The 25,994-nt window shown below is 68.4% G+C and carries 22 protein-coding genes; 12 read left to right on the top strand and 10 right to left on the bottom strand.

Annotation, left to right across the window (positions count from 1 at the left end):
• Positions 1-65 precede the first annotated feature (65 nt).
• The 3 genes from ASD38_RS15460 to ASD38_RS15470 all read right to left on the bottom strand — a co-directional run bounded on the left by ASD38_RS15460 (position 66) and on the right by ASD38_RS15470 (position 2,544).
• Entirely contained in the window at positions 66-740 is a 675-nt protein-coding gene (locus ASD38_RS15460; protein ID WP_056445285.1) for a hypothetical protein, read from the bottom strand.
• Positions 737-1,624: a class I SAM-dependent methyltransferase gene (locus ASD38_RS15465; protein ID WP_056461163.1), complete on the bottom strand. Its 888-nt coding sequence runs from the start codon at positions 1,622-1,624 to the stop codon at positions 737-739. The genes ASD38_RS15460 and ASD38_RS15465 overlap by 4 nt, the downstream gene beginning before the upstream one ends.
• 77 nt (positions 1,625-1,701) lie before the next feature.
• A complete protein-coding gene (locus ASD38_RS15470; protein ID WP_056461166.1) occupies positions 1,702-2,544 on the bottom strand; it encodes a class I SAM-dependent methyltransferase in 843 nt (280 codons plus the stop codon).
• A gap of 242 nt (positions 2,545-2,786) precedes the next feature.
• Here ASD38_RS15470 and ASD38_RS15475 point away from each other — a divergent pair, with 242 nt between their 5' ends.
• Complete coding sequence (locus ASD38_RS15475; RefSeq protein WP_056461169.1) at positions 2,787-3,254, top strand: Hsp20 family protein; 468 nt, start codon at positions 2,787-2,789, stop codon at positions 3,252-3,254.
• 112 nt (positions 3,255-3,366) lie between these two features.
• On the opposite strand, the gene ASD38_RS15480 is transcribed toward ASD38_RS15475, so the two are convergent.
• From ASD38_RS15480 to gpmA, 3 genes are all read right to left on the bottom strand, one after another.
• Positions 3,367-4,629, bottom strand: coding sequence for a pentapeptide repeat-containing protein (locus ASD38_RS15480; protein ID WP_056461172.1), 1,263 nt, complete (start codon positions 4,627-4,629; stop codon positions 3,367-3,369).
• 139 nt (positions 4,630-4,768) lie between these two features.
• On the bottom strand, positions 4,769-6,028 hold the full coding sequence (locus ASD38_RS15485; RefSeq protein ID WP_056445299.1) for a pentapeptide repeat-containing protein: 1,260 nt from the start codon (positions 6,026-6,028) through the stop codon (positions 4,769-4,771).
• A gap of 124 nt (positions 6,029-6,152) precedes the next feature.
• Positions 6,153-6,866, bottom strand: a complete 714-nt coding sequence (gene gpmA, locus ASD38_RS15490) for a 2,3-diphosphoglycerate-dependent phosphoglycerate mutase (protein ID WP_056445301.1) — start codon at positions 6,864-6,866, stop codon at positions 6,153-6,155.
• 122 nt (positions 6,867-6,988) lie between these two features.
• Between gpmA and ASD38_RS15495 the strand changes: the two genes are divergently transcribed.
• The 6 genes from ASD38_RS15495 to ASD38_RS15520 all read left to right on the top strand — a co-directional run bounded on the left by ASD38_RS15495 (position 6,989) and on the right by ASD38_RS15520 (position 13,291).
• A complete protein-coding gene (locus ASD38_RS15495) occupies positions 6,989-7,231 on the top strand; it encodes a hypothetical protein (protein ID WP_056445304.1) in 243 nt (80 codons plus the stop codon).
• A complete protein-coding gene (locus ASD38_RS15500) occupies positions 7,228-8,184 on the top strand; it encodes a KpsF/GutQ family sugar-phosphate isomerase (RefSeq protein ID WP_056461175.1) in 957 nt (318 codons plus the stop codon). Before ASD38_RS15495 ends, ASD38_RS15500 begins: the two co-directional genes overlap by 4 nt.
• A gap of 263 nt (positions 8,185-8,447) precedes the next feature.
• Entirely contained in the window at positions 8,448-9,674 is a 1,227-nt protein-coding gene (locus tag ASD38_RS15505; protein ID WP_235523844.1) for a serine hydrolase domain-containing protein, read from the top strand.
• 97 nt (positions 9,675-9,771) lie between these two features.
• Positions 9,772-11,064 (top strand): metal-dependent hydrolase family protein, encoded by a 1,293-nt coding sequence (locus ASD38_RS15510; protein ID WP_056445310.1) that lies wholly within the window; start codon positions 9,772-9,774, stop codon positions 11,062-11,064.
• 48 nt (positions 11,065-11,112) lie between these two features.
• On the top strand, positions 11,113-11,754 hold the full coding sequence (locus tag ASD38_RS15515) for a hypothetical protein (protein ID WP_056445313.1): 642 nt from the start codon (positions 11,113-11,115) through the stop codon (positions 11,752-11,754).
• Positions 11,755-11,839: 85 nt separating this feature from the next.
• Positions 11,840-13,291, top strand: coding sequence for a M6 family metalloprotease domain-containing protein (locus ASD38_RS15520; RefSeq protein WP_056445316.1), 1,452 nt, complete (start codon positions 11,840-11,842; stop codon positions 13,289-13,291).
• A gap of 21 nt (positions 13,292-13,312) precedes the next feature.
• Here ASD38_RS15520 and upp read toward each other — a convergent pair whose 3' ends face one another.
• Both upp and ASD38_RS15530 read right to left on the bottom strand, forming a co-directional pair.
• The gene (upp, locus tag ASD38_RS15525) at positions 13,313-13,942 is read right to left on the bottom strand and encodes a uracil phosphoribosyltransferase (protein WP_056445318.1); all 630 of its coding nucleotides are present in this window, start codon (positions 13,940-13,942) and stop codon (positions 13,313-13,315) included.
• Positions 13,943-14,034: 92 nt separating this feature from the next.
• Positions 14,035-14,661: a TetR/AcrR family transcriptional regulator gene (locus ASD38_RS15530; RefSeq protein ID WP_056445322.1), complete on the bottom strand. Its 627-nt coding sequence runs from the start codon at positions 14,659-14,661 to the stop codon at positions 14,035-14,037.
• Between the two features lie 99 nt (positions 14,662-14,760).
• Here ASD38_RS15530 and ASD38_RS15535 point away from each other — a divergent pair, with 99 nt between their 5' ends.
• The 4 genes from ASD38_RS15535 (at position 14,761) to ASD38_RS15550 (ending at position 19,857) form a co-directional block, all read left to right on the top strand.
• The gene (locus ASD38_RS15535) at positions 14,761-16,242 is read left to right on the top strand and encodes an efflux transporter outer membrane subunit (protein ID WP_235523845.1); all 1,482 of its coding nucleotides are present in this window, start codon (positions 14,761-14,763) and stop codon (positions 16,240-16,242) included.
• A 56-nt stretch (positions 16,243-16,298) separates the two neighbouring features.
• On the top strand, positions 16,299-17,414 hold the full coding sequence (locus tag ASD38_RS15540; RefSeq protein ID WP_056461178.1) for an HlyD family secretion protein: 1,116 nt from the start codon (positions 16,299-16,301) through the stop codon (positions 17,412-17,414).
• Positions 17,415-17,448: 34 nt separating this feature from the next.
• Positions 17,449-19,011 carry a DHA2 family efflux MFS transporter permease subunit gene (locus tag ASD38_RS15545; protein WP_056461181.1) on the top strand — a complete coding sequence of 521 codons (1,563 nt, stop codon included), beginning with the start codon at positions 17,449-17,451 and terminating at the stop codon, positions 19,009-19,011.
• Between the two features lie 72 nt (positions 19,012-19,083).
• Entirely contained in the window at positions 19,084-19,857 is a 774-nt protein-coding gene (locus ASD38_RS15550; protein WP_056461184.1) for a FadR/GntR family transcriptional regulator, read from the top strand.
• Positions 19,858-19,861: 4 nt separating this feature from the next.
• Here the strand turns inward: ASD38_RS15550 and ASD38_RS15555 are convergent, their stop codons facing one another.
• Together ASD38_RS15555 and ASD38_RS15560 are read right to left on the bottom strand one after the other, a co-directional pair.
• The gene (locus ASD38_RS15555) at positions 19,862-22,192 is read right to left on the bottom strand and encodes a transglycosylase domain-containing protein (protein ID WP_082554854.1); all 2,331 of its coding nucleotides are present in this window, start codon (positions 22,190-22,192) and stop codon (positions 19,862-19,864) included.
• A gap of 157 nt (positions 22,193-22,349) precedes the next feature.
• Complete coding sequence (locus tag ASD38_RS15560) at positions 22,350-24,752, bottom strand: TonB-dependent receptor (protein ID WP_235523846.1); 2,403 nt, start codon at positions 24,750-24,752, stop codon at positions 22,350-22,352.
• A 402-nt stretch (positions 24,753-25,154) separates the two neighbouring features.
• On the opposite strand from ASD38_RS15560, the gene kduI reads away from it, so the two are divergent.
• Positions 25,155-25,982, top strand: a complete 828-nt coding sequence (gene kduI, locus ASD38_RS15565; RefSeq protein ID WP_056461189.1) for a 5-dehydro-4-deoxy-D-glucuronate isomerase — start codon at positions 25,155-25,157, stop codon at positions 25,980-25,982.
• Positions 25,983-25,994 lie beyond the last annotated feature (12 nt).

Here is a 25,994-nt window from a genome sequence, read left to right on the forward strand (position 1 = left end):
GGATTCTGGGCGGCAGACTGGCCGCTGGATCGCGGCGAGTAAACACTGTTCAGACGCGCCGGCGGCTATTTCTTCTTGACGTAATAGTCCACGGCCGACGGGGCTTTGGCCAAACGGACGCGGGACGCGCCCTTGAACTGGCCGGGCTCGAAGACAACGCCTTCGGCGCCGGCCGGCAGCGGCTTGGAGCTTCCGTTGGGGAAGATCGCCACGCCGGAATCGACCGTCAGGAACTTCAGGCCGTCCATCTGCGGCGCCATCATGGCCATGGGACCGGCGGCCTTGCGAATGGCCCTGTTGGAGTCGTCGACCGTGACGACCAGCTCCCGCGCATCGTACTCGACCGCCGGCTTGAGCACTGGATCGAGCAGCATGGTCGAGCCGAGCTTCGTGTCGGCGGAAACGTCGAAGCTGACCTGCGCCTTGGCCTGCAGCTGGGCCAAGGTGGGCGTGCGTTCGAAACGCCCCTCGCCATCGATCGGCAGCGGCGTGCGGACGCCGTTGGCCTCGATCAAGGTCGCCTTGACGCCGGTCGCCCGCTTGCCCTCGCGCAGGAGGGCGTAGCTGAGCTTGATCCTGGACCGTTCGGCGGGCGGCACTTTCAGGAAGGCCTCCAGGAACGAGAAGACCTTGGTGGCGGGCGCGACCTTGCCGGCCTCGGCCTTGGCCGCGAACGGAACCGTCGACGCTAGGGTCAGAGAGATCAGGGCCGAAGCGACGGCGCGTCCTTTCGGGCTCATTTCGGCTTCACGAACTTGAGGGTCATGCGGTCGCTCTCGCCGATGGCGTCGTACTTGGCGTGGTCGAAGCCGGGCTCGGCCGGCTCGCCGCGCGGCGCCGACAGCCGGGTGGGCGGCAAGGTCCAGACGCCGAACGGGTGATCCTTGGTGTCCTTGGGATTGGCGTTGATCTCGCTTTCGCCCGCCAGGACGAAGCCGGCCTCCTTGGCCATTTCGATCACATAGGCCTGTTGCACATAGCCGTCGGCGGCCAGCACGTCCTGCACCCGCCCGGGTTCGCCGCGATGCTCCTCGACGCCCAGAACGCCGCCCGGCTTGAGAACGGCCAGGGCTTCGCGGAAGGCTTTCTCGGCCAGGCCCGCCGCCATCCAGTTGTGCAGGTTGCGCAGGAACAGCACCAGATCGGCCGAACCCGCCGGCGCCACCGGGCCGCTGGTCGGCCCGAACGCCGTAACGACGACCTCGCCATAGACCTTCTTGTGGTCGGCGAGCTTGCGCTGATAGGCCTCGACGGCCGCCTTGGCGCTGGGGTCGTCCGGCAGGTCGGTCTGCAGCGAAGCGGCGTAGAGCTTGCCGCCCGTCGCGGCCAGGTACGGCGCGAGAATGTCGGTGTACCAGCCGGCACCGGGCCAGAACTCGACCACGGTCTGGCCCGGCTTGAGGCCCCAGAACTCCAGGCTCTCGACGGGATGACGCCAGACGTCGCGGGCCTTGTCGGCGGGCGTGCGCCAGTCGCCCCCGGCCGCGGCCTTCAGGGTCATCGGTTCGGCCTTGGCCGCCGGCTTGGCGTCAGGCTTGGCCGCCTTGCGGCCGCATCCCGCCAGGCTCAGCGCCGCCGCGCCCGCCAGCAGCCCCCGCCGCGACCATCGAAGTCCTGGACCCATGCCGCCACCCGCCATCAATTCACAACCCCGATCATGCACCCGACCTTGGCGAAACTTCGCCTCTGACCCGTCAAGTTTTAACCCGGCTTGCGAAAGCGCAGCGTCATGCGGTCGCTCTCGCCGATGGCGTCGTATTTCGAACGATCGAAACTGGGATCGGCCGGCTGACCGCTCGGCGCGGTCTGCTTGGTCGGCGGCAAGGTCCAGACACCGAACGGATGATCCTTGGTGTCCTTGGGATTGGCGTTGATCTCGGACTTGGCGTCGAGCTTGAAGCCGGCCTTTTCCGCCAGGGCCACCACGGTGGCCGTCGCCAGATAACCGTCCGCGCCCTTGTCGGTTTCCGACTTGGGATCGGCGCGGTGGTCCTCGACCGCCAGGATCCCGCCCGGTTTCAGCACGGCGAAGAAGTCGGCGAAGATCTTGTCGGCCACCCCCGGCTGGACCGTCCAGTTGTGGACATTGCGCGCCGTCAGGACCAGATCGGCCGACCCCGCCGCCCCCAAGGGCGCGGCGACCGGCCCGAAGTTCACGAACCGCACGGTCCCGTACTTGGCCGGATCCAGGAAGCGCATCTCAAAGTTCGCCCTGCCCTTGCGGGCCCCGTCCGAGATCTTCGGATTGGCCAGATCAGCCAGACCCGCGACATAGGCCCCGCCCGTGGCCTTGGCGTAGGGCGCCAGGATCTCGGTCCAGTAGCCGCCGCCCGGCGACACCTCGACCACGGTCTGGTGCGGCTTCAGCCCCCAGAAGGTCAGGCTCTCGTAGGGATGGCGGGCGCCGTCGCGGGCCGCGTTGGCCGGCGTCCGGTCAGGCGAGGCGATGGCCGCCCGCAACGCCGCGTCGGCGGCGAACACGGGCGAGGCGGAAAGACAGAGCGTCGCGGCGGCGAACAGGAGGAGATGGCGGCGGCAAGTCATCGTCGGAGCTCTCCAAGGCTGGCCAGGGGGCCGGGCGAGCCGACCTTAACGGTGGCCGAACGACGATCAAGCGATTCACCGTCAAGCCGCTCATTCAACCCCTTGAAGTCGAAAAACGGCTCACCACCTTGGTCTCGGAGGCGCTGGAAACCCGGGCCTTCCAGACCGCCGGCGACGCCTTTCCAGGGTCGCCAAAGGTCTGAACCTATTGAGCAACCTTGCTGTGAAAGAAGGATGTCATCATGCGTACGATCGACCTGTCCCCCCTGTATCGCTCCGTCGTCGGATTCGACCGCCTGGCCGCCCTGCTGGACTCCGCCGCCTCGAACGAGGCCGCTTCGGGCTATCCCCCCTACAACATCGAGCGCACCGCCGAGAACGCGTACCGCATCGAGATCGCCGTCGCCGGCTTCAAGCCGGAGGAGCTTGGCATCGAGGTGAAGGAGAACCTTCTCACCGTCACCGGCCGCAAGCCGGCCAATGACGAGGCCAAGCGCTACCTCCATCGCGGCCTGGCCGAGCGCAACTTCGAGCGCCGCTTCCAGCTGGCCGACTACGTGGTCGTGACCGACGCGGCCCTGTCGGACGGCCTGTTGTCGATCTCGCTGAAGCGCGAGCTGCCCGAGGCCCTCAAGCCCCGCACGATCAAGATCAAGTCGGCCGCGCCCCTGATCGAAGGCGACAAGGTCGAAGGCGAGAAGGCAGCCTAACACCACCTTCGCGCGTTATCATATCTCCCCTCTATGACTTTCAGGGCGGCGCTGAGATGCGCCGCCCTTTTTTCTGGCGGCGATGGAGCGGCTCATCCGCTTCGGCCGCGCTCTAGGCCGGCGTGAAATCCAGGCCCTGCGCCTGGCTGAGGTCGCAGTCGCGCAGACTGATCCTGGACAACCGCGCGCCGGTGAAGTCGGCGCCCCGCAGGTCGGCGCCGTCGAGCACAGCCTCGCTGAGATCGGCCGCCTGCATCTGGGCGTACCGCAGACGGGCGGCCTTCAGATTGACCAGGGTCTTGCGCTCGGGCCCCAGAGGCAACGGCGAGAGGAACGCCTGTCGCAGGTCGGCCTTGGTCAGGTTGGCGCCGGACAGCTTGGCGCCCCGCAGGTCGGCGCCGCGCAGGTTCGCCATGCGCAGATCGGCGTTTTGCAGATTGGCGCCCTGGAGCTGGGTCCCGGACAGGTCGATGCCGACCATGCACGCGCCCGCGGCGCTCATCGCCGTCAGCCGCAGGCCCTTGAGCCTGTCGCCGAGCGGGCGCAGATCTTCGCCGTCCAGCCGCGCGGGTTCGCCTTCCTTGCCGCCGGTCTTGCACCAGGCCTCGTTGGCCAGGCAGCGCCGGTGGATTTCCTCGACGCGCGACAGCGCCCTTTCGGTCGACGCCGCCAGGCAGCCCTGCATCGCCGCGCCGCTGGTGCGGGCGGTGGACGTGTCGACGCCCGACATGACCGCGCCGGTAAAGTTGGCGCCTTCCAGGTTGGCGCCCTTGACGTCGGCGCCGTCCAGGATCGCCCCGCTCAGATTGGCTTCCTTGAGATTCGCCCCCGACAGCTTGGCTCCGCGTAGCGAGCAGTCGCTGAAGTCGGCCTTGAAGGCCGAGACGCCGGTGAATTGCGAGCCGTCCAGCGTCGCGCCCGAGAAGTTGACCTCGTCGACTTCGCCGTTGCGAGTCTCGTGGCGGATGGTTTCGAGGCCCTTGCGAGGATGCGGTATGGCCACCTGGCCTTCCCGGAAGTCGGCCTGGGTCAGATCGGCCTGTGACAGGTTCGCGCCCCGCAGACAGGCGCCGCGCAGATCGGCGCGCACCAGAACGGCCTGGCGCAGATCGGCCTTGCGCAGATCGGCGCCGAACAGGTTGGCCCGCTCCAACCGTGTGCGGACCATGCGGCAGCCGTCCAGGATTGAGGCGGAGAAATCGGCGTCGGCCAGATTGCGGAAGGACAGGTCCAGGCCCGAGAGGTTCGTGAAGCGCAGCGAAGCGCGCTTGCCGCCCTGCTTGCCCGTGACGAATTTCTCGTGCGCGGTCACGATCATGTCGAGCTCGGCCTGGCTAAGTCGCCGCCGTCCCGCAATGCCCTGCGCCGCGCTCATGTTCTACGCTACTCCCCCGAGAAACCCGTGCTCCCGTCGAGACATAACGGCGATCGACAAGCGAAGCGTTAAGGCCGCGCCGTTTTGCCGCAACTTTCGCGAAGCGCTTTCGAAAATTCGTCGTTAGCGTTACCGGGCGCTAGATCACGTCGTCCAGGCCGCGGGCGCCCAGACGAATGGCGCCCGTGATGTCGACATCCTTGAGCAGCGCGTTGGTGAAATTCGCGCGCGACAGGTCCGCGCCGTTCAAACAGGCTTGGCGCAGGTCGGCCCTGGCCAGATCGGCGTTGGTCAGCAAGGCTCCGGTCAGGTCGCTGGGCAGCAGGCGCTCGCGGCCGATCAGCAGCGGACCCAGCTGGGCCTCGCGCAGGTCGGAACCGGTCAACTTGGCGCCCTTCAGCCGGGCGCCGCGCAGATCGGCCCGACGCAGGTTGCAGGAGCGCAGGTCGGCGCCCTCCAGCTGCGCGCCCTGCATCTGCACGCTTTCCATATCCAGCCCGTAAAAGACCGCCCCCTTGGCCGAAAGGGCTGTCAGGTTGAAGCCGCGCACGGATTTCAGATTGCGCAGATCGGCCTTGTCGAACACCGAAGGCTTGCCCTCGGCGCCGCCCGTCTCGCACCAGCGGGCGTGATCCGCGATCATCTGCTCGTAGGGCATGTCGGACACGTCCTTGCCCGACGCCTTGTCGGTCAGGGCGCCGTCCATGTTGGTGTCGTTGATGTTCCAGGACATCGTCTTGGCCCCGACCAGGACCGTGTTGCGCAGGTCGGCCCCGAACAGATTGGCCCCCGACAGGTCCGCCCCGGCCAGGTTGGCGCCGTTGAAATTGGCCTGCTTGAGGTTGGCCCGCACCAGCTTGGCGTCCTTGAGGATCGCGTCGCTGAAGTCGGCCTTGGTGGCGATGATGCCCGACAGGCGCGATCGTTCGAGGTTGGCGCCGGCCAGGATCGCGCCGTGGGCCTGGGCCTCGCGCTGCACCGGCTCGATGACCCGATAGCCTTCCTTGCGGTCGGCGGCGGCGATCTGGCCCTCGCGCAGATCGGCCTCGAAGAGGTCGGCCCCGGTCAGGTTGGCGCCGCGCAGGCTGGACCCGCGCAGATCGCAGCGTCGCATCGAGGCGTCGGTCAGGTCCGAGCCGTGCAGGTCCGCCCCGTACATGGTGGCGTTGTCGAGCTTGGCGCGCCGCATGTCGCAGCCGACCATCAGGGCGCCGGTGAAATCGGCGTCGCAGAGATTGCGGCCCGTCACCGACAGGCCCGACAGGTCGCAGAAGGCGAAAACGGCGCGCGCGCCGCCCATCCGAGCCGACCACAGACGGTCATGCTTGGCGCAGATCACGTCGACGTCGTGCTGCGTCAGGCGCTTGTGGTCTTGGCCTGCCGCGGGAGGGGCGTTCATGACGGCTCGTATCGACTCCCCGAAGGGCTAGACCAGCACAATGCGCCAACCCGCATTAACGCTGCGTTTCCAAGCCTTTCGGGACGCCCGGACCTGGTTTGTCCAGGCGTCCCGAAACGCCGGATCAGCGGGCCGCCGGCAGCGGCTGGGCGCGGCTTTCGTCGAGGTAGCGCGCGCCGGTCGGCTTGAGGGCGTCGTCCAGATCGATGACCAGCGGATTGCCGGTCGGGATCTCGACATGGACGATGTCGGCGTCGGGCACGTTGAACAGGTGCTTGACGATGGCGCGCAGCGAATTGCCGTGCGCCGCCACCAGGATCGTTTCGCCGGCCGTCAGCTTGGGCGCGATGGCCGCCTCCCAATAGGGCAGCACGCGCACCAGGGTGGTCTTCAGGCTCTCGGTGCTGGGCAGATCCTTGCCCGCGTACCGGCGATCCTTGCCGAAGTCGTACTCGCCGCCCGGGGCCAGTTCCGGCGGGGGAATGTCGTAGGACCGGCGCCAGATGGTGACCTGTTCCTCGCCATGCTTCTCTGCGGTCTCGGCCTTGTTCAGCCCGGTCAGACCGCCGTAGTGCCGCTCGTTCAACCGCCAGTCCTTGGTGACGGGGACGAAGCTCTGGCTGGCCGCGTCCAGCGCCAGGTTGCAGGTGCGGATGGCCCGCGTCTGGACGGAGGTGAAGGCCTCGTCGATGTCGATGCCGGCGGCCTTGATCAGCTCGCCGCCCTTGCGGGCCTGGGCCTCGCCCTCGGCGGTCAGGTCGACGTCGACCCAGCCGGTGAAGCGGTTTTCGAGATTCCATTGGCTCTGGCCGTGGCGGAGCAGGACGAGAACGGGCATCGGACCTCCAGGATGTGTCGGAGGGCGGGCTAAGCCCCGGCCGCCCCCGCGTCAAGCGCCCGGCCCCTCTCTTGCCGCGCTCTCACCCTTCTCTCCTCTGGGGGGCATGCTATAGGCAGGCCATGCCCGATCGCATCCTCATGCCCCTCCTGGCGTTCATCGGCTTGGCCCTGATCGCGTTTTCGCTCGTCTGGCCGCAGGGCTACGGCGCTCGCTCGCCAGGCCCGTTCGGCTCGGTCCCGATCCAGCAGACGCCGGAAATGCGGATCAAGATCCAACGCGAGAAGGACGCCGCGGCCCTGCGCGAACAACAGGTTCGCCAACAGGTGAGCGACGCTCGCGAAGCGGCGACGACCGCGCCATGAGCGCCTTCGACGCGATCGTCGTGGGCCAGCGGGTCCTGAACGCCGAGGCCCAGGCCCTGGCGCTGCTGTCGGCGTCCCTCGACGAATCGTTCGTCCGCGCCGTCGAGGCCCTGTTCGACGCCAAGGGCCGGGTGGTCTGCACCGGCATCGGCAAGTCGGGACACGTGGCGCGCAAGATCGCCGCGACCCTGGCCTCTACCGGATCGCCGGCCATGTTCGTGCACGCGGCCGAGGCCAGCCACGGCGACCTGGGCATGATCGGCCAGGGCGACGTGGTGCTAGCCCTCTCCAAGTCCGGCGAGGCGCGCGAGCTGTCCGACAGCCTGGCCTACGCCAAGCGGTTCTCGATCCCGCTGATCGCCATCACCGCCGTCGCCGACAGCCAGTTGGGCCGAGCCGCCGACATCCTGCTGCTGCTGCCCGACGCGCCGGAAGCCACGGCGGAGGTCAACGCCCCGACCACCTCCACCACCCTGCAGATCGCCCTCGGCGACGCCCTGGCCGTGGCGCTGCTGGAGCGACGCGGCTTCACCGCCAGCGACTTCCGCGTTTTCCACCCCGGCGGCAAGCTGGGCGCCATGCTGCGCACGGTCGGCGACCTGATGCACGGCCAGGGCGAACTGCCCCTGACCCGCGAAGACGCCCCCATGCCCGAAGCGCTGCTGGTGATGAGCGAAAAGCGCTTCGGCGCGGTCGGCGTGGTCGCCCCCGACGGGGCGCTCAGCGGCCTGATCACCGACGGCGACCTGCGTCGCCACATGGACGGGCTGATGGGTCACGTGGCCGGTGAGGTCATGACCCGCGCCCCGCTGACCATCACGCCCGGCGCCCTGGCGGCCGAAGCGTTGAAGGTGATGAATGAGCGGCGCATCACCGTGCTGTTCGTGGTCGAAGACAGCCGCCCGGTCGGCATCCTCCACGTCCACGACCTGTTGCGGGCTGGCGTGATCTGATCGCCTTCGTCTTCACGAAGCGTTGGGCCGCGGAACTTTCAGCTTGAACCTTGTCGCCGCGCGGCAAAAGCGTAGGAGACGACGTTGATGTTTCACACGACGCGGATTCGACGCCGAACGACGACAACCTCGCGCTGACGTCGCGGCGTCCGGCGACGACGATTTCGGCGGGAAGACGGCTGACCAGGTTCTACAAAACCCCGCAAGGCGACCTTGAAGGCCGTCGATGGCGCGGCTGGCGGGTGGCGGCGGTCGCCGCCCTCGTGGCCGTCCCCCTTCTGGCCGGCTTGGCCGCGCTCGGCTGGACGGCGTCGCGGCCCGCGCAAGCGCCGAAGATCAGCGAGACGGCCGCCGCCCCGCCGCCGCCCATCATCCTGCCCCTCGAGCCCGAGGATTGGCGCGGCGCGATCGACTACCGCGCCCTGGACGCCCGCATCCAGGCGATGATGGCCGATAGGACCATGGAAGGCCTGGCGATCGCCGTGGTGGAGAACGGTCGGCTGTCGTTCGTGCGGGGCTATGGCCTCACCTCGCCGCAGGACGGCGAGAAGGTCGACGCGGACACGATCTTTCGTTGGGCGTCGCTGTCCAAGACGGTGGCCGGCACGCTCAGCGCCCGCCTGGCCGAGGACGGGGTGTTTTCGCTGGCCGATCCCCTGGGGAAGTTCGGCACCAGCCTGCGCCTGCCCGGCGACGCCCAGAACGCGCTGACGGTCGAGCAACTGCTGTCCCAGCGCACAGGCTTGCCCAGGAACGCCTACGACGGCTGGCTTGAAGGCGGACGGGACCCGCGGGAGATCCGGGCCAGCCTGGCGGCCGTGCCACTGCTCTGCGCGCCGGGCGCCTGCCACAGTTATCAGAACATCGCCTATGACACGATCCGCGAGGTCGTGGAGACGACCACGCATCGGCCTTATGCGGAGGAGGCTCGGCAGCGGTTGTTCCTGCCGCTGGGCATGACCAGCACGACCATCGGCATGGAAGGGCTGCGGGCGGCCAAACACTGGGCGCGGCCGTCGCGGAACCGCCGGGCGGCGCCTCTGCTTGACGCCTATTATCGGGTGCCCGCCGCGGCGGGCGTCAATTCCAACGTCGTGGATCTGGCGCGGTGGATGCAGGCGCAGATGGGACAGGCGCCCGCCGTCCTGCCGACCAAGGTTCTGGCGGATATCCAGCGCCCGCGCGTCCATACGGGCCGCCCCTATGGCAACTCGCCCCTGGGCCGCTCGCTGGAACACCCAGGCTACGGTCTGGGCATGCGCAGCTTCACCTACAAGGGCCATCGCCTGGTCGGCCATAGCGGGGCTGTAACCGGCTATCGTTCCACCATGATGTTCGATCCCGCCACGAAGACAGGCGTGGTGATGCTGTGGAACAGCGAAAGCAGCCTGCCTTTCAAACTCCAGGCCGAGGTCTTCGACCGCGCCTATCAGCTGCCGTTCAACGACTGGCTGCGATTGGAAAGCGACGGATCGAACCTCGCGCCCTGACCGGCTGCACCAGGCGGTCCGGACGGCCACGTCACAACCCGGATGCGGACATCGCCGATTTCGGCTTAGCTCGGCGGACCCAACCGCCGAGTCTCCCATGCGCAGCCTGCTGACCGCCCTCGCCCTGCCTCTCCTCCTCCTGCCCCTCTCGCCGGTGCTCGCCCACGCCGCCCAGCCGATCCTGCTCAAGCCCGCCAGGGTCTGGACCGCCGAGGACGCCGGAGCGCCGCACGAAGGCTGGGGCGTGCTGGTCAGGGACGGCAGGATCGCCGCGGTCGGTCCCGCCGCGAGCCTGGACACCACGGGCGCTGAGATCGTCGATCTGCCCGGCGCGACCGTGATCCCCGGCCTGATGGACCTGCACAGCCACCTGCTGCTGCACCCCTACAACGAGACCTCCTGGGACGATCAGGTGCTGAAGGAAGCGCCAGACTATCGCGTGGTCCGCGCCACGGTGCAGGCCAAGGCCACCCTGGACGCCGGCTTCACCACTCTGCGCGACCTGGGCACCGAGGGCGCGGGGGTGGCCGATGTGTCGCTGAAGCGGGCGATCAAGGACGGCGTCATCCCAGGCCCGCGCCTGTTCGTGGCCACCCGCGCCATTGTCGCCACCGGCGCCTACGGCCCGGCTCGGCGCAACTACAATCCCGACGCCGACCTGCCCCAGGGCGCCCAGGAGGTCAGCGGGATCGACGAGGCCGTGCGGGCCGTGCGCCAGCAAGCTGGGGCCGGCGCCGATTGGATCAAGATCTACGCCGACTATCGCGTCGGCCCCGACGGTTCGACCCAGCCGACCTTCAGCCTGGAAGAACTGAAGGCCATGGTCGAGGCCGCTCACTCCACGGGTCGCCCGGTCTCGGTGCACGCCTCCGGCGACGAGGGCATGCGGCGGGCGGTCCTGGCCGGGGTCGACACGATCGAGCACGGCTACGGCGGCTCGGAGGCCACCTTCAAGCTGATGGCCGAGAAGGGCGTGGCCTTCTTTCCGACCCTGACGGCCAGCGAGGCGACCTCGACCTATTTCCAGGGCTATGTCGCCGGCAAGACACCGCCGACCCCGGCCATGCAGGCCGCCGAGCGGGCGTTCAGGCTGGCCCTGAAGACCGGCGTGACCATCGGCATGGGCAGCGACGTGGGCGTATTCCGCCACGGAGACAACGCTCGCGAGCTGGTCTGGATGGTCAAGGACGGCATGACCCCGGTCCAGGCCCTGCTGGCCGCCACGTCCGTCGACGCCAAGGTTCTGCGCCGCCAGGACGACCTGGGCCGCCTGAAGCCCGGCTTCCTGGCCGACATCGTCGCGGTGACCGGCGATCCGACCCGGGACATCGAGGCGACCAAGGCTGTGGTCCTGGTCATGAAGGACGGCGCGATCGTCCGCCGCCCCTAGCTGGCGATTCCACTTGCACGGTGCAGCTAAGACGGGCGATCTCGGCGCATGCGTCGCTCGACCTTCCCGCTGATGATTACGGCCTTGCTGCTGGCCGGTCCCGCTCTGGCGTCCGACCCCGGCACGATGCAACAGAAAGACACCCTGCGCGACGCGGTGGCCGCGCCGCTGGAGGACCTGAACCTCAAGCAGACCGCCATTCCCGCCGTGCTGCAGCGCGCGGTCGAAGATCCCTATGACGTGACCGGCCTCGACCGCTGCGAGGGCGTCGCCGGCGAGATCGGCCGGCTGGACGCGGCCTTGGGCCCGGACTTGGACGAGGCCCCCCCGCCCGACACCCGCTCGCGCGGCAAGAAAGTCGCCGACGCCGCCTATGGCGCGGGCGTCGGCGAGGTGCGCCACACCACCCGGCACGTCCTGCCCTTCCGCGGCTGGGTTCGCAGGCTGACCGGCGCCGCCAGGCACGACAAGGCCGTGCAGGCGGCGATCCGGGCGGGCAGCGTGCGCCGGGGCTATCTGAAGGGCGTGGGCATGCGGATGAACTGCGCCCCGCCGGCCGCGCCGAGCTGGTTCGTGCCGGCCCCGCCGCCCAAGCCGGTCACGGCGCCGACCGCGACCAGTCCCATGGAACGCCTGGCCGCGTTCTGGGACGGCGTCGTGACCTGGTGGCGAGGCTGGTGGCCGTTCTAGTGCAATATCCCTGAATGGTTGAGTTTGCCTGACATGCACTTTTAGGACACTGTGCGAGCCGCGTCGGCGTCTCGTGGAGGGTCCCATGCGCTATGCGTTCAAGCCGTTTTCCGGGTGCGCTTGCCGGCGCGAGCAATGCGCGGTGCCGGCCTCGCCGGGCCTGATCGCCCAGCTCTATGCGCGATACCTGTCGCTGCTGGCCGAGGGCCGGCTCGACAAGGACATGACCTTCGAGGCGTTCTACAAGGTCTGGCGGTCCAGCCGCCGTGGGCCCAACAATGTCGGGCTGGACGACGGCGAGGTCCGGATCGGCGGGATCAAGGGTCCCCTGCGGATCGACCAGCCGTCGAAGAAGCTGGCGGGCGAGATCCGCACGATGGTGCTGCTGGTCGACTTCCCCGATCGTCCGCACGGAGACGATCATAGTACAGGCATGTACGAGCAGATGCTGTTCAGCGTCGGGGCCTTCCCGTCCGGCAGCATGCGCGACTTCTACCGCCGGGCCAGCGGCTGGACCAAGGACAGCGGCGAGGACGGCCCGGGCATCGATGTCACCGGCGAGGTCCACGGCTGGTTCCGGATGCCCAACCCGATCGCCTTCTACGCCGACGGCAATTCGGGCATGAGCGACAACTTTCCGCGCAACGCCCCGGCCATGGCGCGCGACGCGGTGCTGGCCGCCAAGTTCGCCGGCGTCGATTTCGCGGGGTTCGACGCCTTGGGCGAAGGGACGGTCACGGCGCTCTTCGTGATCCACGCCGGCGGCGGCGCCGAGACCACCGGCGACCGCAACGACATCTGGAGCCACAAGTGGATCATCCCGGAAGGCGTCGACGTCGGCCATGGCATCTCGGTCAGCACCTACCTGACCGTGCCCGAGGACTGCCGCGTCGGCGTCTGCGCTCACGAGTGGGGTCATCTGGCCGCGCGCTGGGCCGACTATTATGACACCGGGGCCACCCAGAGCACCCAGTCCAACGGCCTTGGCAACTACTGCCTGATGGCGGCCGGATCGTGGGGCAATTCCGGCCTGACGCCGGTCTATCCCAACGGCATGCTGCGGATGTTCCACGGCTGGGTCGAGCCGGAGATCATCATGGAAAGCACCAAGGGCGTGGTGCTCAAGCCGGCCGCCGAGGGCGGCGCGCCGATAGTGATCCGCAACTCGGCCTTCATGACCGACAGCCAGTACCTGCTGGTGGAGTACCGGCGAAAGCGCAGCCAGGACGCCTTCCTCCCCGATCAGGGCGTGGCGGTCTATGTGGTCGACGAGGCCGTCGCGGACGTCAACGACGAGGGCCGCCTGGCCATCGAGCTGTTGCAGGCCGACAACCGGCGCGACCTGGCCAAGATCTTCGGCCAAGGCAATCGCGGCGACTCCAACGACCTCTATCCCTCGCTGGGCAACGCTGAACTGGGCCGCAAGACCAAGCCGCCGCTGAACATGCCCCGCTCGAAATGGTCGGGCGTCAGCATCAAGGTCATCGGCAATCCGGGCGACGACCAGATGAAGATCGACGTCACCCTGGATGCCTAGGGCCGGGCCGCTCGTCCTTCGTCAGCGCGTGCCGAAAGTCCGATCGCCGGCGTCGCCGAGGCCCGGCACGATATAGCCGTGATCGTTCAGTTCGGCGTCCACGGCGGCCGTCCAGATCGGCACGTCCGGATGCGCGGCGCGGAGGGTCTCGACACCCTGGACCGAGGCCACCAGGCAGACGAAGCGCAGATCGGTGACGCCCGATCGCTTCAGCAGCGTCAGGGCCGCCACCGCCGTGTGGCCGGTGGCCAACATCGGGTCGACCACGATGACCAGCCGGTCGGCGATGTCTTCCGGCGTCTTGTAGTAATACTCCACCGCCTCCAGCGAGGTCGGGTCGCGGAACAGGCCGATGTGGGCCACCCGGGCCGAGGGCACCAGGTCCAGCATCCCCTCGGCCATGCCCAGGCCGGCGCGCAGGATGGGGGCGAAGACCAGCTTCTTGCCGGAGATCTCCTCGGCCCGGGTCGGCGCCACCGGCGTTTCGATCTCGACGGTATGGGTCGGCAGGGCGCGGGTGACCTCGTAGCAGAGCAAGGTCGCCGTCTCGCGCATCAGGGCGCGGAAGGTCTTGGTCGAGGTCTGCTTGTCGCGCATCCGGGTCAGCTTGTGGCGGACCAGGGGGTGGTCGACGATCGTGACGCCTTGCATGGCCAAGCTTCCCTCTTGCGGGGCGCTGGACAGCCGCGCCTCCTCGTCGAACCCAGTGCCGTCTCAAGCCCTTCCCGCCAAGCGGAAATCGCCTAGCGGCCGGTCCCGTAAGCGGCCAGGAACATGTTGACCGCCGGCAGCACCTCGCGGTCGATTTCCTCGGGCGTCGGCTCGGCCATCACGTTGCACAGCCGGGCCTTCAACAGACGGTTCTGGCACAGACCGATGAACTGCTGGGCGGCGTGAACCGGGTCGTCGATTTTCAGTTGGCCGCTTTCGACCGCCTTCTGCAGGGTCGCGCCCAGCCGTTTCGACCCGCTCTTGGGGCCGGCCTCGTAGAACGCCAGGCCGATTTCGGGCGTGCGCTGGGCCTCGGCGACGATGACCCGGAAATTGGCCATGCTGAAGTCGCTCAGCACGATCGACAGGTAGATGCGTCCCGTCTTGATCAGGGCCTCGCGGATGTCGCCCAGCTCGGACTCGATCTCGAACATGGCGTCGCGCTGCCAGGCGCAGTGGCGCACCACATAGGCGGCGAACAGCTCTTCCTTGTTCTTGAAGTAGTTGTAGAGCGTGCCCTTGGACCCGCCGACCCGCGCGGCGATCGTCGACATGGACGCGTTGGCGTAGCCCTCCTCCTGAAACACGTCGCTGGCGACGTCGAGGATGGCTTCGCGGCGGGCGTCTCGGTCGAGACGCGGTTTCACGTCCTGGATCATTTCTTTTCCTTCGGGGTCCCCCTTGATCCCGTCAAGCTCGCGGTTATATCAGCGCCGTTATATGACCGTACAGTACGGTCAATTCAAGATCGGCCGCTCATGACTCCCAACGCCCTGGACAAGCCCGTCGCCTCCCCAGCGGTTTCCGGGTCGCCAAGGTCCCGCGAGGTCGGCGCCACGGCTTCGATCCTGCTGGCCGCCCTGCTGACCAGCGCCTGCGCCACGATGCCCGCCGCGACGCCGGCCCGGGTCGCCAAGGCCCCCGAAGCCTACGCTACCGCCCAGACCCTCTCCGCCTCGGACGCCGCTGCTTGGCCGACCGACGCCTGGTGGAAGGCCTACGGCGACGCCCAGCTGGACACCCTGATCGACGAGGCGCTGGTCGGCTCGCCCACCCTCGCCCAAGCCGAGGCCCGCCTGCGCCGCGCCCAGGCCCTGGCCAACCAGGCCAAGGCCGCGCAGCTGCCCAGCCTCAGCGTCAACGCCGGCGTCGAGCGCGCCAAGCAGAGCTACAACAACGGCATCCCGCCCGACTTCGTGCCGCAGGGCTACAATAACTACGGCCGGCTGGGCCTGGACTTCAGCTGGGAGCTGGACTTCTGGGGCAAGAACCGCGCGGCCGTCGCCGCCGCCACCTCGGAAGCCAGGGCCGCCCAGGCCGACGCCGCCCAGGCCCGGCTGATGCTGGCCACCTCGGTCGCCGCCGCCTATGCGGACCTGGCCCGGCTCTACGCCGAGCGCGACGTGGCCGAACGCTCCGTGGCCTTGCGGCTGGAGACTGAAAGCCTGGTCCGCGACCGGGTCGCCAACGGCCTCGACACCCGGGGCGAGCTGCGCCAAGCGCAGGCGGGTCCGCCCAACGCTCGTTCGGAACTGGCCGCCATAGACGAGCAGATCGCCCAGACCCGCAACGGTCTGGCCGCCCTGCTGGGCGCCGGTCCGGACCGCGGCCTGGCCATCGCTCGGCCGTCGGTCGCCAACCTCAAGCCTTTCGGCCTGCCCGCCAATCTGGCCGCCGATCTGATCGGCCGCCGCCCCGACGTGGTCGCCGCCAAGTGGCGGGCCGAGGCCAGCAGCAAGCGGATCGGCCAGGCCAAGGCCGCCTTCTATCCGAACGTCAACCTGGCCGCCGCGGTCGGCGTGCAGGCGCTGCATCTGGACCAGCTGCTCGAGAGCGGTTCCGACGTCGGCAGCGTCGGTCCGGCCGTCAGCCTGCCGATCTTCGAGGGCGGACGTCTGAAGGCGAACCTGCGAGCCGCCGAGGCCGACCGCGACGGCGCCATGGCCGCCTACGATTCCGCCGTCACCCAGGCCCTGCGCGACGTAGCCGACGTGGCCGCCAGCGAGCGGGCCCTGAACACCCGGCTAGCCGAAAGCCGCGCCGCCCTGGCCGCCAACGAGGACGGCTTCCGCATCGCCCGACTGCGCTATCAGGGCGGTCTTTCCACCTATCAGAACGTGCTGATCGCCGAGCTGGCGGTGCTGGCCCAACGCCGGATCGTCGCCGATCTGGAAAGCCGCGCCCTGACCCTGGACGTCGCCCTGGTGCGCGCCCTGGGCGGCGGCTTCGCCCCAGCCTGACCTCGGTCCTCCCCCTCTCCGCCCTTTCCGCTTTTCGCGCCTCCAGGACCTCCCCCATGGCCGACACCGCCGCCTCCACCAAGCCCAACGGCAATCGCCGACAACTGCTGACCGGCCTCGCCGCCGTGGTCATCGTCGGCGGTGTGCTCTGGGCGCTCTATGCGTTCTTCATCGGTTCGCGCCACGTCGAAACCGACAACGCCTATGTCGGGGCCGAAGTCGCCCAGGTAACGCCGCTGATCAGCGGACCGGTCGCCAAGGTGCTGGTCTCCGAGACCCAGGTCGTCGCCGCCGGCCAGCCGCTGGTGGTGATCGACGACGCCGACGCCCAAATCGCCGTCCTCGCCGCCCAGGCCGCGCTCGGCCAGGCTCAACGCAAGGTGAACGGCTACTTCGCCAGCGACGACGCCCTGGCCGGCCAGGTCGCGGCCCGAGACGCCGACATCGCCCGCGCCGCCGCCGCCGTGACCGGCGCCCAGGCCAGCCTCGAACAGGCCCGGCTCGAACTCTCGCGTCGCAAGGCCCTGTCGGACTCCGGCGCGGTCTCCGGCGAGGAGCTGACCATCGCCCAGAGCCGGTTCACCAACGCCCAGTCAGCCGTGACCGAGGCGCGCGCCGCCCTGGCCCAGGCCAAGGCCAGCCGCGTCGCCGCGGAAGGCAACCGCGAGGTCAACACCGCCCTGATCTCGGGCCTGCCCGCCAGCAAGAACCCGGAAATCGCGGCCGCCGAGGCTCGCCTCGCCAGCGCCCAGCTGGCCCTGGACCGCACCGTGCTGCGCGCGCCGCTGGCCGGCGTGGTGTCCAAGAAGAACGTTCAGGTCGGCCAGCAGGTGCAGATTGGCGCCCCGCTGATGGCCATCGTCCCGACGACCGACGCCTATGTGGACGCCAACTTCAAGGAAGTGCAGCTGGACAAGGTCCGCATCGGCCAACCGGTGACCCTGACCTCCGACCTTTACGGCGGCGGCGTGAAGTTCCACGGCCGGGTGAAAGGCCTCTCGGGCGGCACCGGCTCGGCCTTCTCGCTGATCCCCGCCCAGAACGCCTCGGGCAACTGGATCAAGGTGGTTCAGCGCCTGCCCGTCCGCATCGCCCTGGATCCGGCCGAGCTGAAGACTCACCCGCTGCGGGTCGGCCTGTCGATGAAGGCCGCCATCGACATCTCAAAGTAGTCCGCGCCCTTAAGCCCCTCCAAGGAAGCGCCGCATGGCCGACCAGGACTCCTCCTCCCCCGCCGCGGGCCCCGCGCCGCTGACCGGCATGATGCTGGCGGTCACCTCGATCGCCCTGGCGCTGGGCACGTTCATGCAGGTGCTGGACAGCACCATCGCCAACGTCTCGATCCCGACCATCGCCGGCAATCTGGGCGTCAGTTCCAGCCAGGGCACCTGGGTGATCACCTCGTTCGCCGTGGCCAACGGCGTGTCGGTGCCTCTGACCGGCTGGCTGATGGGCCGCTATGGCGTGGTCAAGACCTTCGTGGCCTCGGTGCTGCTGTTCACCCTGGCCTCGTTCCTGTGCGGCGTATCGTGGAACCTGCCCTCGCTGATCGGCTTCCGCGTGTTGCAGGGCCTGGTCTCGGGCCCAATGATCCCCGGGTCGCAGGCCCTGCTGATCATGATTTTCCCGGCCAGCAAGCGCGGGACGGCTCTGGCCATCTGGTCGATGACTACCCTAGTGGCGCCGATCTGCGGCCCGATCCTGGGCGGCTGCATCTCCGACAACATCGCCTGGCCGTGGATCTTCCTGATCAATGTGCCCGTCGGCCTGCTTTGCGCCTTCCTGTGCTGGCGCGGTCTCGCCACCCGCGAGACCCCGACCCGCAAGGTGCCGATCGACACCACCGGCTTCATGCTGCTGCTGGTCTGGGTCGGCGCCCTGCAGGTGATGCTCGACACCGGCAAGGACGCCGACTGGTTCAATTCGCCGGCCATCGTCGTCGAGACCCTGGTGGCCATTGTCGGCTTCATCGCCTGGGTGATCTGGGAGCTGAACGAGAAGCACCCGATCGTCGACCTGTCGCTGTTCAAATCCAAGAACTTCGCCCTGGGCACGGTGGCCTTCTGCCTGGGCTACGCGGTGTTCTTCGGCAGCAACCTGCTGCAGCCGCTGTGGCTGCAGACCCAGATGCACTACATCGCCACCTGGGCCGGGCTGGTCGCCGCCCCCAGCGGGGTAGTCGCCGTGCTGCTGACCCCGTTCGCCGCCCGCATCATGCAGAAGGTCGACGCCCGCTGGACCGCGACCCTGTCGCTGGCCGCGTTCGCCCTGTCGTTCTACATGCGCTCGGGTTTCACGCCGGACGTCGACTTCAAGGCCTTGGTCTGGCCGATGCTGGTGCAGGGGGTGGCGATGAGCACCTTCTTCCTGTCGATGGTGACCATTTCGCTGAACGGCGTGGCGCCCCAGCAGCTGCCGTCCGCCTCGGGCCTGTCGAACTTCTCGCGGATCACCGCCGGCAGCTTCGCCGCCTCGCTGACCACGACGATTTGGGACCGGGGCGAGAGCCTGCATCAGAACCGCATCGCCGAATCCATGGGCTCGAACGATCCGGCCTGGCTGGCGGCGGTGGACCACCTGCAGGCCGCCGGGATGAGCCACGCCCAGGCGGTGGGCGCGGTGACCGCCCAGGTGGTCAACCAGGCCTATCTGTTGTCGACCATCGACTTCTTCCGCGCCTCGGCCTGGCTAGCGGTGCTGCTGATCCCCTGCATCTGGCTGACCAAAAAGGCGATGAGCGGCGGCGGCGCCCCAGCGGCGGCCGACTAGAGCCTCGTCGCCGCCCTACCCTTCCGGCGCGACGCCGCCTAAGATAGCGCTGTCGAGAGGGTTGAAGACGAGATGACGACGACGACGGCCGCCAATCCCCTGCGCCTTTACCAGCGCGTGGCCGCGGATATTGGCCAGGCTATCGCCGACGGCCGCCACCAGCCCGGCCAGCGCCTGGCCTCCGAACGCGACCTGGCCGAAGAGTTCGGCGTCAGCCGACCCACCATCCGGCGCGCCGTGATCGCTCTGGAAATGCGCGGCCTGCTGGAGGCCCGGCAGGGTTCGGGCGTCTATGTCCGCGCCGGCGGCCAACCGCCGCCGCCGCCGCGCGACCTGGACATCGGAGCCTTCGACCAGGCCGAGGCCCGCCGCCTGTTCGAGGGCGAGGCCGCCGCCCTGGCCGCCACCCTGATCACCGAGGAGGAACTGGCCTATCTGGAGACCCTGCTCGCCGAAATGAACAGCGAGGAGGCGACCAAGGAGCAATCCGAGCTGGCCGACCGCCAGTTCCACATCACCATCGCCCAGGCCACCCGAAACAGCGCCATCGTGCGCGTGGTCGAGAACACCTGGGACCTGCGCTACAAATCGCGCCTGTGCATGCAGATGCTGGAAAAGGCCCGGCACGTGCGCAAGCGGCCGCTGAACGACGAGCACCGCGACATCATCGAATCCCTGCGCACCCGCGACCCCAAGGCCGCCCGATCGGCCATGCAGACCCATCTGGGCGGGCTGATCGAGAACCTGCTGCTGACCGCCGAGTTGGAGGCCATGGAGCAGACCCGCGAGCGCCTGGCCAGCAAGCGCGAGGAGATCGCGCTGCGGGCGGCCAGCGCGGCGAAATAGGCTCCTAGTTCGAAGGCCGATCCGCCGTCGGCGCGACCGGGGCCGCCGGGACGCTGACGACGGGAACGCTCGGCGCCGCCGGCGCAACGGGCGCGACCGGGGCTGTTCCATCGACCGGCGCGACGGTCGTGTCCTCCGCCGGGACCGCGCCCTCCACGGGCGTGCCGTCGGGGTTCAGCAACGTCGGATCCTCGGCCGCCGAGACGGCGTCGTCGCCTTCGGGTTCGGGCGTCGTGGGCGCGTCGCGATTGACGGCATAGGTGGCCACGCTCTTCCAGATCTTGGCCGGCAGGCCGCCGCCGACCACGCCGCGCATGGCGCTGTTGTCGTCATTGCCGACCCAGACCCCGATCACCAAGTCGCCGACATAGCCGACGTACAGAGCGTCGCGGTAGTCCTGGCTGGTGCCGGTCTTGCCGAACGCGCCGGGGATCGCCGCTTCGATGCCCGTGCCGCGCTGGGTGGCCGAGCGCAGCAGGTCGCGCATGCTGGCCAGTTCTGCCTTGGTCAGCGGGTGGACGTTGGCGGGTTTCTTCCAGTCGGCCAGGCCGTGCGGGATCACCGGCGCCTCGCCCGCGTCGATGGCCGCATAGGCCGCCGTCAGCCGCACCAGGCTCATCGGCCCGGTGCCCAGCGCCAGGGTCAGGTCGTCCGGGATCGGGTCGGTGACGCCGAGGTCGCGGGCGGTGGCGACAATCGGGTCACGCCCGATGTCGTGGGCCAGGCGCACCGCCGCCACGTTGGACGAGGCGGCGAAGGCGGTGATCAGCGGCACCTCACGGCCGGCGTACTTGCCCTCATGGTTCTTGGGCGTCCAGCCGCTGACGACGACAGGCGCGTCCAGGATCGGGCTGGTCGGGGTCATGCCCTGACGGATGGCCGCCAGATAGACGAACAGCTTGAAGGCCGAGCCCGGCGGACGTTGGGCGTCGGCGCGGTTGAACTGGCTGACCTTGTAGTCGCGGCCGCCGACCATGGCGACGATCCGGCCGTCGGTGCGCATGGCCACGATCGCGCCCTGGGTGACGTTCAGCACCTTGCCGTCGCGGGCGATGGCCTGGTCGAGGATCTTCTCGGCCTGGGCCTGCAGCCGGGGATCCAGCGTCGTGCGCACCACCGTCTCGCCGTAGGTGTTCTCGAACACCGCCTTGGCCTGGGGGAAAACCCAGTCGGCGAAGTAGGAGCCCACCGGCAGCTTCGGCCGGCCGGCCTGGACGTGGACCTGCCGGACCGCGCGGGTCGCCTGGGCCTGTGTGATCACCCCGGTGTCGACCATGGCGCCTAGCACGGTCTTCATCCGCGTCTTGGCGCCGTCGAAGTTCTCGGTCGGGGCCCAGCGGGACGGCGCCTTGACCAACCCCGCCAGCATCGCCGCCTCGCCGATCGACAGGGTCTCGGGCGTCTTGTCGAAATAGTGCCGAGCCGCCGCGCGCAGGCCGAAGGCGCCGTCGCCGAAATAAACGGACGACAGGTAGCGCGACAGGATCTCGTCCTTGGACAGGCGCGCGTCCAGATAGACGGCGATGACGAGCTCCTGGATCTTCCGCCGGAACGTCCGCTTGTTGGACAGGAAGGCGTTCTTGGCCAGTTGCTGGGTGATGGTCGACCCGCCCTCGGACACCCCGCCGGCCTTGGCGTTGGCGCCCATGGCGCGCAGGATCGCCTTCGGATCCACGCCGATGTGCTTGTAGAAGCGCCGGTCCTCGATGGCGATGAACGCGCCGGGCACATAGGCGGGCAGCTTGGCGACCTCGACCGGCGCTTCCTTATAGGAGCCACGACGGGCTATCGGCGAGCCGTCCGAGGCCACGATCACCAGGGTCGGATTAGCCAGGGGCTCCAGCGCCCGGCCCAGCGGCAGGGACCACAGCAGCGAGGCGATGATCGCGATCACGACCGCCACCGAGGCGGCCGCGCCGATCTGCCAGGGCCGCCGTTTCCAGATCGGCGGCTTGGCCGGCGGCGAAGGCGGCGGTTCGGCCGCGTCCGCCGCCGGTGTTTCGACGACCTCGGCCTCGATCGCTTCGGGCGGCTCCGCGTCCGTCGCGTCTGGAATTTCGACCAGGGGTGCGGGGCTGAGGATCGCGGAGTCGGGCGCTTCGGTCTCGACCGTCGGCGTTTCGACGACGTCCGCCTCTATGCGCTCGGCCGGCGCGGCGGCGGCCTTGCTCTTGGTCTTGGACCTGGATCGGGGTTTGGCGGCCTTGCGCTTGGGCGTCGCCGCTTCCAGGACTTCCGCCTCGGTCGGCCCGGCGGCGACCGCGTTCGAGGCTTCTTCCGAGTTCTCGGACGGCGTCGGGTCGGCGGGCTCGAAATCGTCGGCTGCGTCGGGCATTCGGATCGCACTCGTTCGGGCGGAAGTTCACCAGCAAGAGCGCGGGCAATAGCACAGGCGGCCCGCCCAGCGGCACGCCCCAAGGTAACGTCGCGCAAAAAAATTGGCCGGGCCCGCGAACGGGACCGGCCAACAGTGGGGGATGAGCGGGAGGGTTCTAGAAGTTCACGTCCAGGCGCGCGCCGAAGTAGCGGAAGGCGTCGCGGCCCGGGAACCAGGTCTTGCCCTGAGCCGTCGGAATGGCCGGGTTGCTGTAACCCGAAGTGCCGTTGCCCAGGCCTTGGGCGTACCGCTTGTCAAACAGGTTGTTGGCGAAGGCGCTCAGCTTGTACTTGCCGCCGCGGTCGGTGATCCCGACAGTCAGGTCGGCGACGCTGTAGGCCTTCTGGACCGTGCGCGGGTCCTGGCTGAGCGCGAAGTTGATGTCGTCCTGCCAACGCAATGTGGCGCCGACGAAGGCCGTGAACGGCACGTTGTCGGGCAGGTCGATGTCGTACTGACCGCCGACGCTGAACTTGTACTTGGGCACGTTGTTCAGGCGCGCGCCGTGCAGGTTCTGCTGGCGCCCGCTGACGGTTTGCGGCTTGCCGGCCACGATGGGCTGCAACTGAGTGTAGCAGGTCCCGGGCGCCCCCACCCCGCCGACGGGAAGCGGCGAGCCCGCCAGGAGCGGCTGGCCCGAGTAGCAGGGGCCGTTCGGGAAATCGATGACCGTCGCGTCGGTGTAGGCGAACGCCCCGTTGAGGCGGAAGTTGGAGGTCAGGCGGGCCACGCCGTCCAGTTCCAGGCCCCGGGTGCGCAGGTGGCCGACGCTGTTGAGGAAGGTCAGGAAGGTGCCGTCCGGCAGGAACGAGGTCAGCGAGGTCTGGAAGCCGTGATAGTCGGCGTTGAACAGGGTGGCGTTGAAATAGACCCGGCGGTCCAGCAGGCTGCTCTTGAGGCCCAGCTCGTAGTTCTTGGCCGTCTCGGCCGGCACGGGCATGTTCGCCGCGATCTTCGCGTCGAACGTGCTGACCAGGTCGTAGGCCTGGCCCTTGTAGCCCGTCGAATAAGTGGCGAAGGTCATGATGTCCGGCGTCCACTTATACTGGACCCCGACCTTGCCGGTCACCGCGTCGTCATCGTTGGCCCCGCTGAACTCCTGGATCGTGGTCGAGGCGCCCGGTGTCGTGTTGGCGAAGATCGTCTTGTGGAAGTGGTAGTCGATCTTCTGGCGGTTGATCCGCGCGCCGCCGGTCAGGCTGAGCTTGTCGGTCACGTCGAAGGTGGCGTTGGTGTAGGCCGAGTAGTTCTCGTTGGTGCTTTCGGCCAGGTAGCGGGCCAGCTGCAGCACCGGACCGCGGTCCAGATAGCGGTCGAGCTCATTGCGGGCGTACCAGAGGCCGGCCACGTAGCGGAACCGGGTGTCGCCCGGCGAGGTCAGGCGAAACTCCTGGGTCACCGACTTGGCGTGGAAGTAACCGTTGATCCGGGCGCCGCTGTTGACGCCCGAGGGATTGGCGACCGGGAAGCCCAGCAGGAACGGCACGTCGGTGCCGTCGATGTCCTGGAAGTCGGTCATCTTCCAGCGGTCCTGGGAGGTGATCGACGAAAAGGTGTGGCCCTTCAGGACCGAGCCCTCGCCGAAGTCGTAGTCTAGGCGGGCCGTGCCGCCGAACACCTCGGAATTGCCGCCGCCGATGCGGTCGTCGGCGCGGATGAAGTGGTTGTTCTTGTCGATGGTGATCCCGCGCAACGTCGTGCTCGCGGGGAAACCGGGTTCGCCCTGGTAGAATAGGCCCGGCGTCAGCTCGGTGATCGGGCTGGTGCAGCAGCTGGAGACGTTGTGGTTGAACCGCGGCGCCAGGCTGAGCTTCAGGTTTTCGGTCGGGGTCCACTCGATCTTGGCGGTGGCCGTGAAGCCCGCGCTGCCGTTGACGTTCTTGCCGGTGGTCAGGTTCTTGACGTTGCCGTCGTAGTCGCTCTTGGACACGGTCAGGCGGGCGCGCACCGTGTCGCTGATCGGACCAGTGACGGTGAAGCCGACGCGTTTCTCGCCGTCGTCGGTCGTCAGGGCCATGGCCTTGCCGCCGGGCGTGTTGGAAGGCGCGGCGGTGACGATGTTCAGCACGCCGGCGATGGCGCTCTTGCCGAACAGGGTGCTCTGCGGACCACGCAGCACTTCCACGCGCTCGACGTCGATCAGGTCCTTGAAGGCGGCGGCCTGGAAGCCGATCGGAACGTCGTCAATGACCACCGCGACATCGGACTCCACGGCGATGCCGTTCGAGAAGGTGCCGATGCCGCGCATCTTGATGCTGAAATTGCCCGGCTGGGAGCCGTAGTCGATCGACACCGAAGGCGACAGCTTCACCAGATCGCCCAGTTCGCGGACGTTGTTGCGGTCGATCACGTCCTGGGTCAGAGCGGTCACCGACACCGGCACGTCTTGCAGGCGCTCGGCGCGCTTGGTCGAGGTGACGATGATCTCTTCAAGTTGGACCGACGGATCCGAACCGGCGGACTGGGCCTGGGCGACGCCCGTCCCCGCCACCACGGCGATCACGGCGGTTGACGCCAACAGGGCATGCTGAACGGTTCTCATAATCTGTCCCCTCGCTTCCTCGCGCGGTGCCCGGCCGGTTCATCCGGTCAATTATGAGCACCTAATTTGGTAAGGCCAAAATTGGTCAGTGGTCAGGGGAATTGTCAAGTCGGCGACGACATCGTTGTCATTTTCGCCTAACTTGCTGAAAAGACAGAGTCTTGACGCCCGCAACCCGGTCACGAGCGTCGACGCCTTTGCGTATCGCTATGAAATATGGTCATTTAGCCTTGTGGCCAGACGGCAAATTGGTAATGCCAAAATGGTCATAAAGATCGAGGGGCGAATGATCCGCACACCACCGCACATGACGGCGTCGCTCTTCGCGGCCAGGCCAATCGGCCGCCATGCGAAATCGGGCCGATGAGCGGATCCGCGATGAAGCTCCGCCCCAGCACGGACCGCGAAGGCCTGCGCCGCATGACGGCCCAGGACATCCGCGACACCTTCGTGATCGGCGACCTGTTCCAGCCAGGCCAGGTCGCGATGACCTATGTCGAGGTCGACCGCGCCGTGGTGGGCTCGGCCGCTCCGCTGGCCGTCCCCCTGCCCTTGCCCACCGACCGCCGCCTGGCCTCGGCCTATTTCTGCGAACGCCGCGAACTGGGCGTGATCAACATCGGCGGCCCCGGCTGGGTCGAGCTGGACGGCGCCCGCCATGACCTGGACAACCTGGACAGCCTCTATGTCGGCCGCGGCGTCGAGGCCGTGACCTTCGCCAGCGCCTCGGTCAACGCGCCGGCCAAGTTCTATTTCGTCAGCTATCCGGCCCACGCCGCCCATCCCAGCCGCCGGGTGCGCAAGGCCGAGGCGCGCGTGATCCAGGCCGGCGATCAGAAGACAGCCAACCGCCGGGTCATCCGCCAAAGCATCCGCCCTGGCGTCGTCCAGACCTGCCAACTGGTCATGGGCTTCACCGAGCTGGAGCCCGGCAACGTCTGGAACACCATGCCGCCGCACACCCACGGACGGCGCAGCGAGATCTACATGTATTTCGACGCAGCCCCGGCCCGGGTGATGCACATCATGGGCGAGCCCTCCAACCCCAGGACGGTGTTCATGGACGACGGCGAGGCGGTGTTCTCGCCCAGTTGGTCGATGCACAGCGGGGTCGGCACGGCCGACTACCGCTTCGTCTGGTCGATGGGCGGCGAGAACCTGGACTTCGACGATATGGACCACCTGACCCTGGCCGACCTGCGCTAGGACGCGGGCGGA

Source organism: Caulobacter sp. Root487D2Y, assembly GCF_001427165.1.
Taxonomy (GTDB): domain Bacteria; phylum Pseudomonadota; class Alphaproteobacteria; order Caulobacterales; family Caulobacteraceae; genus Caulobacter.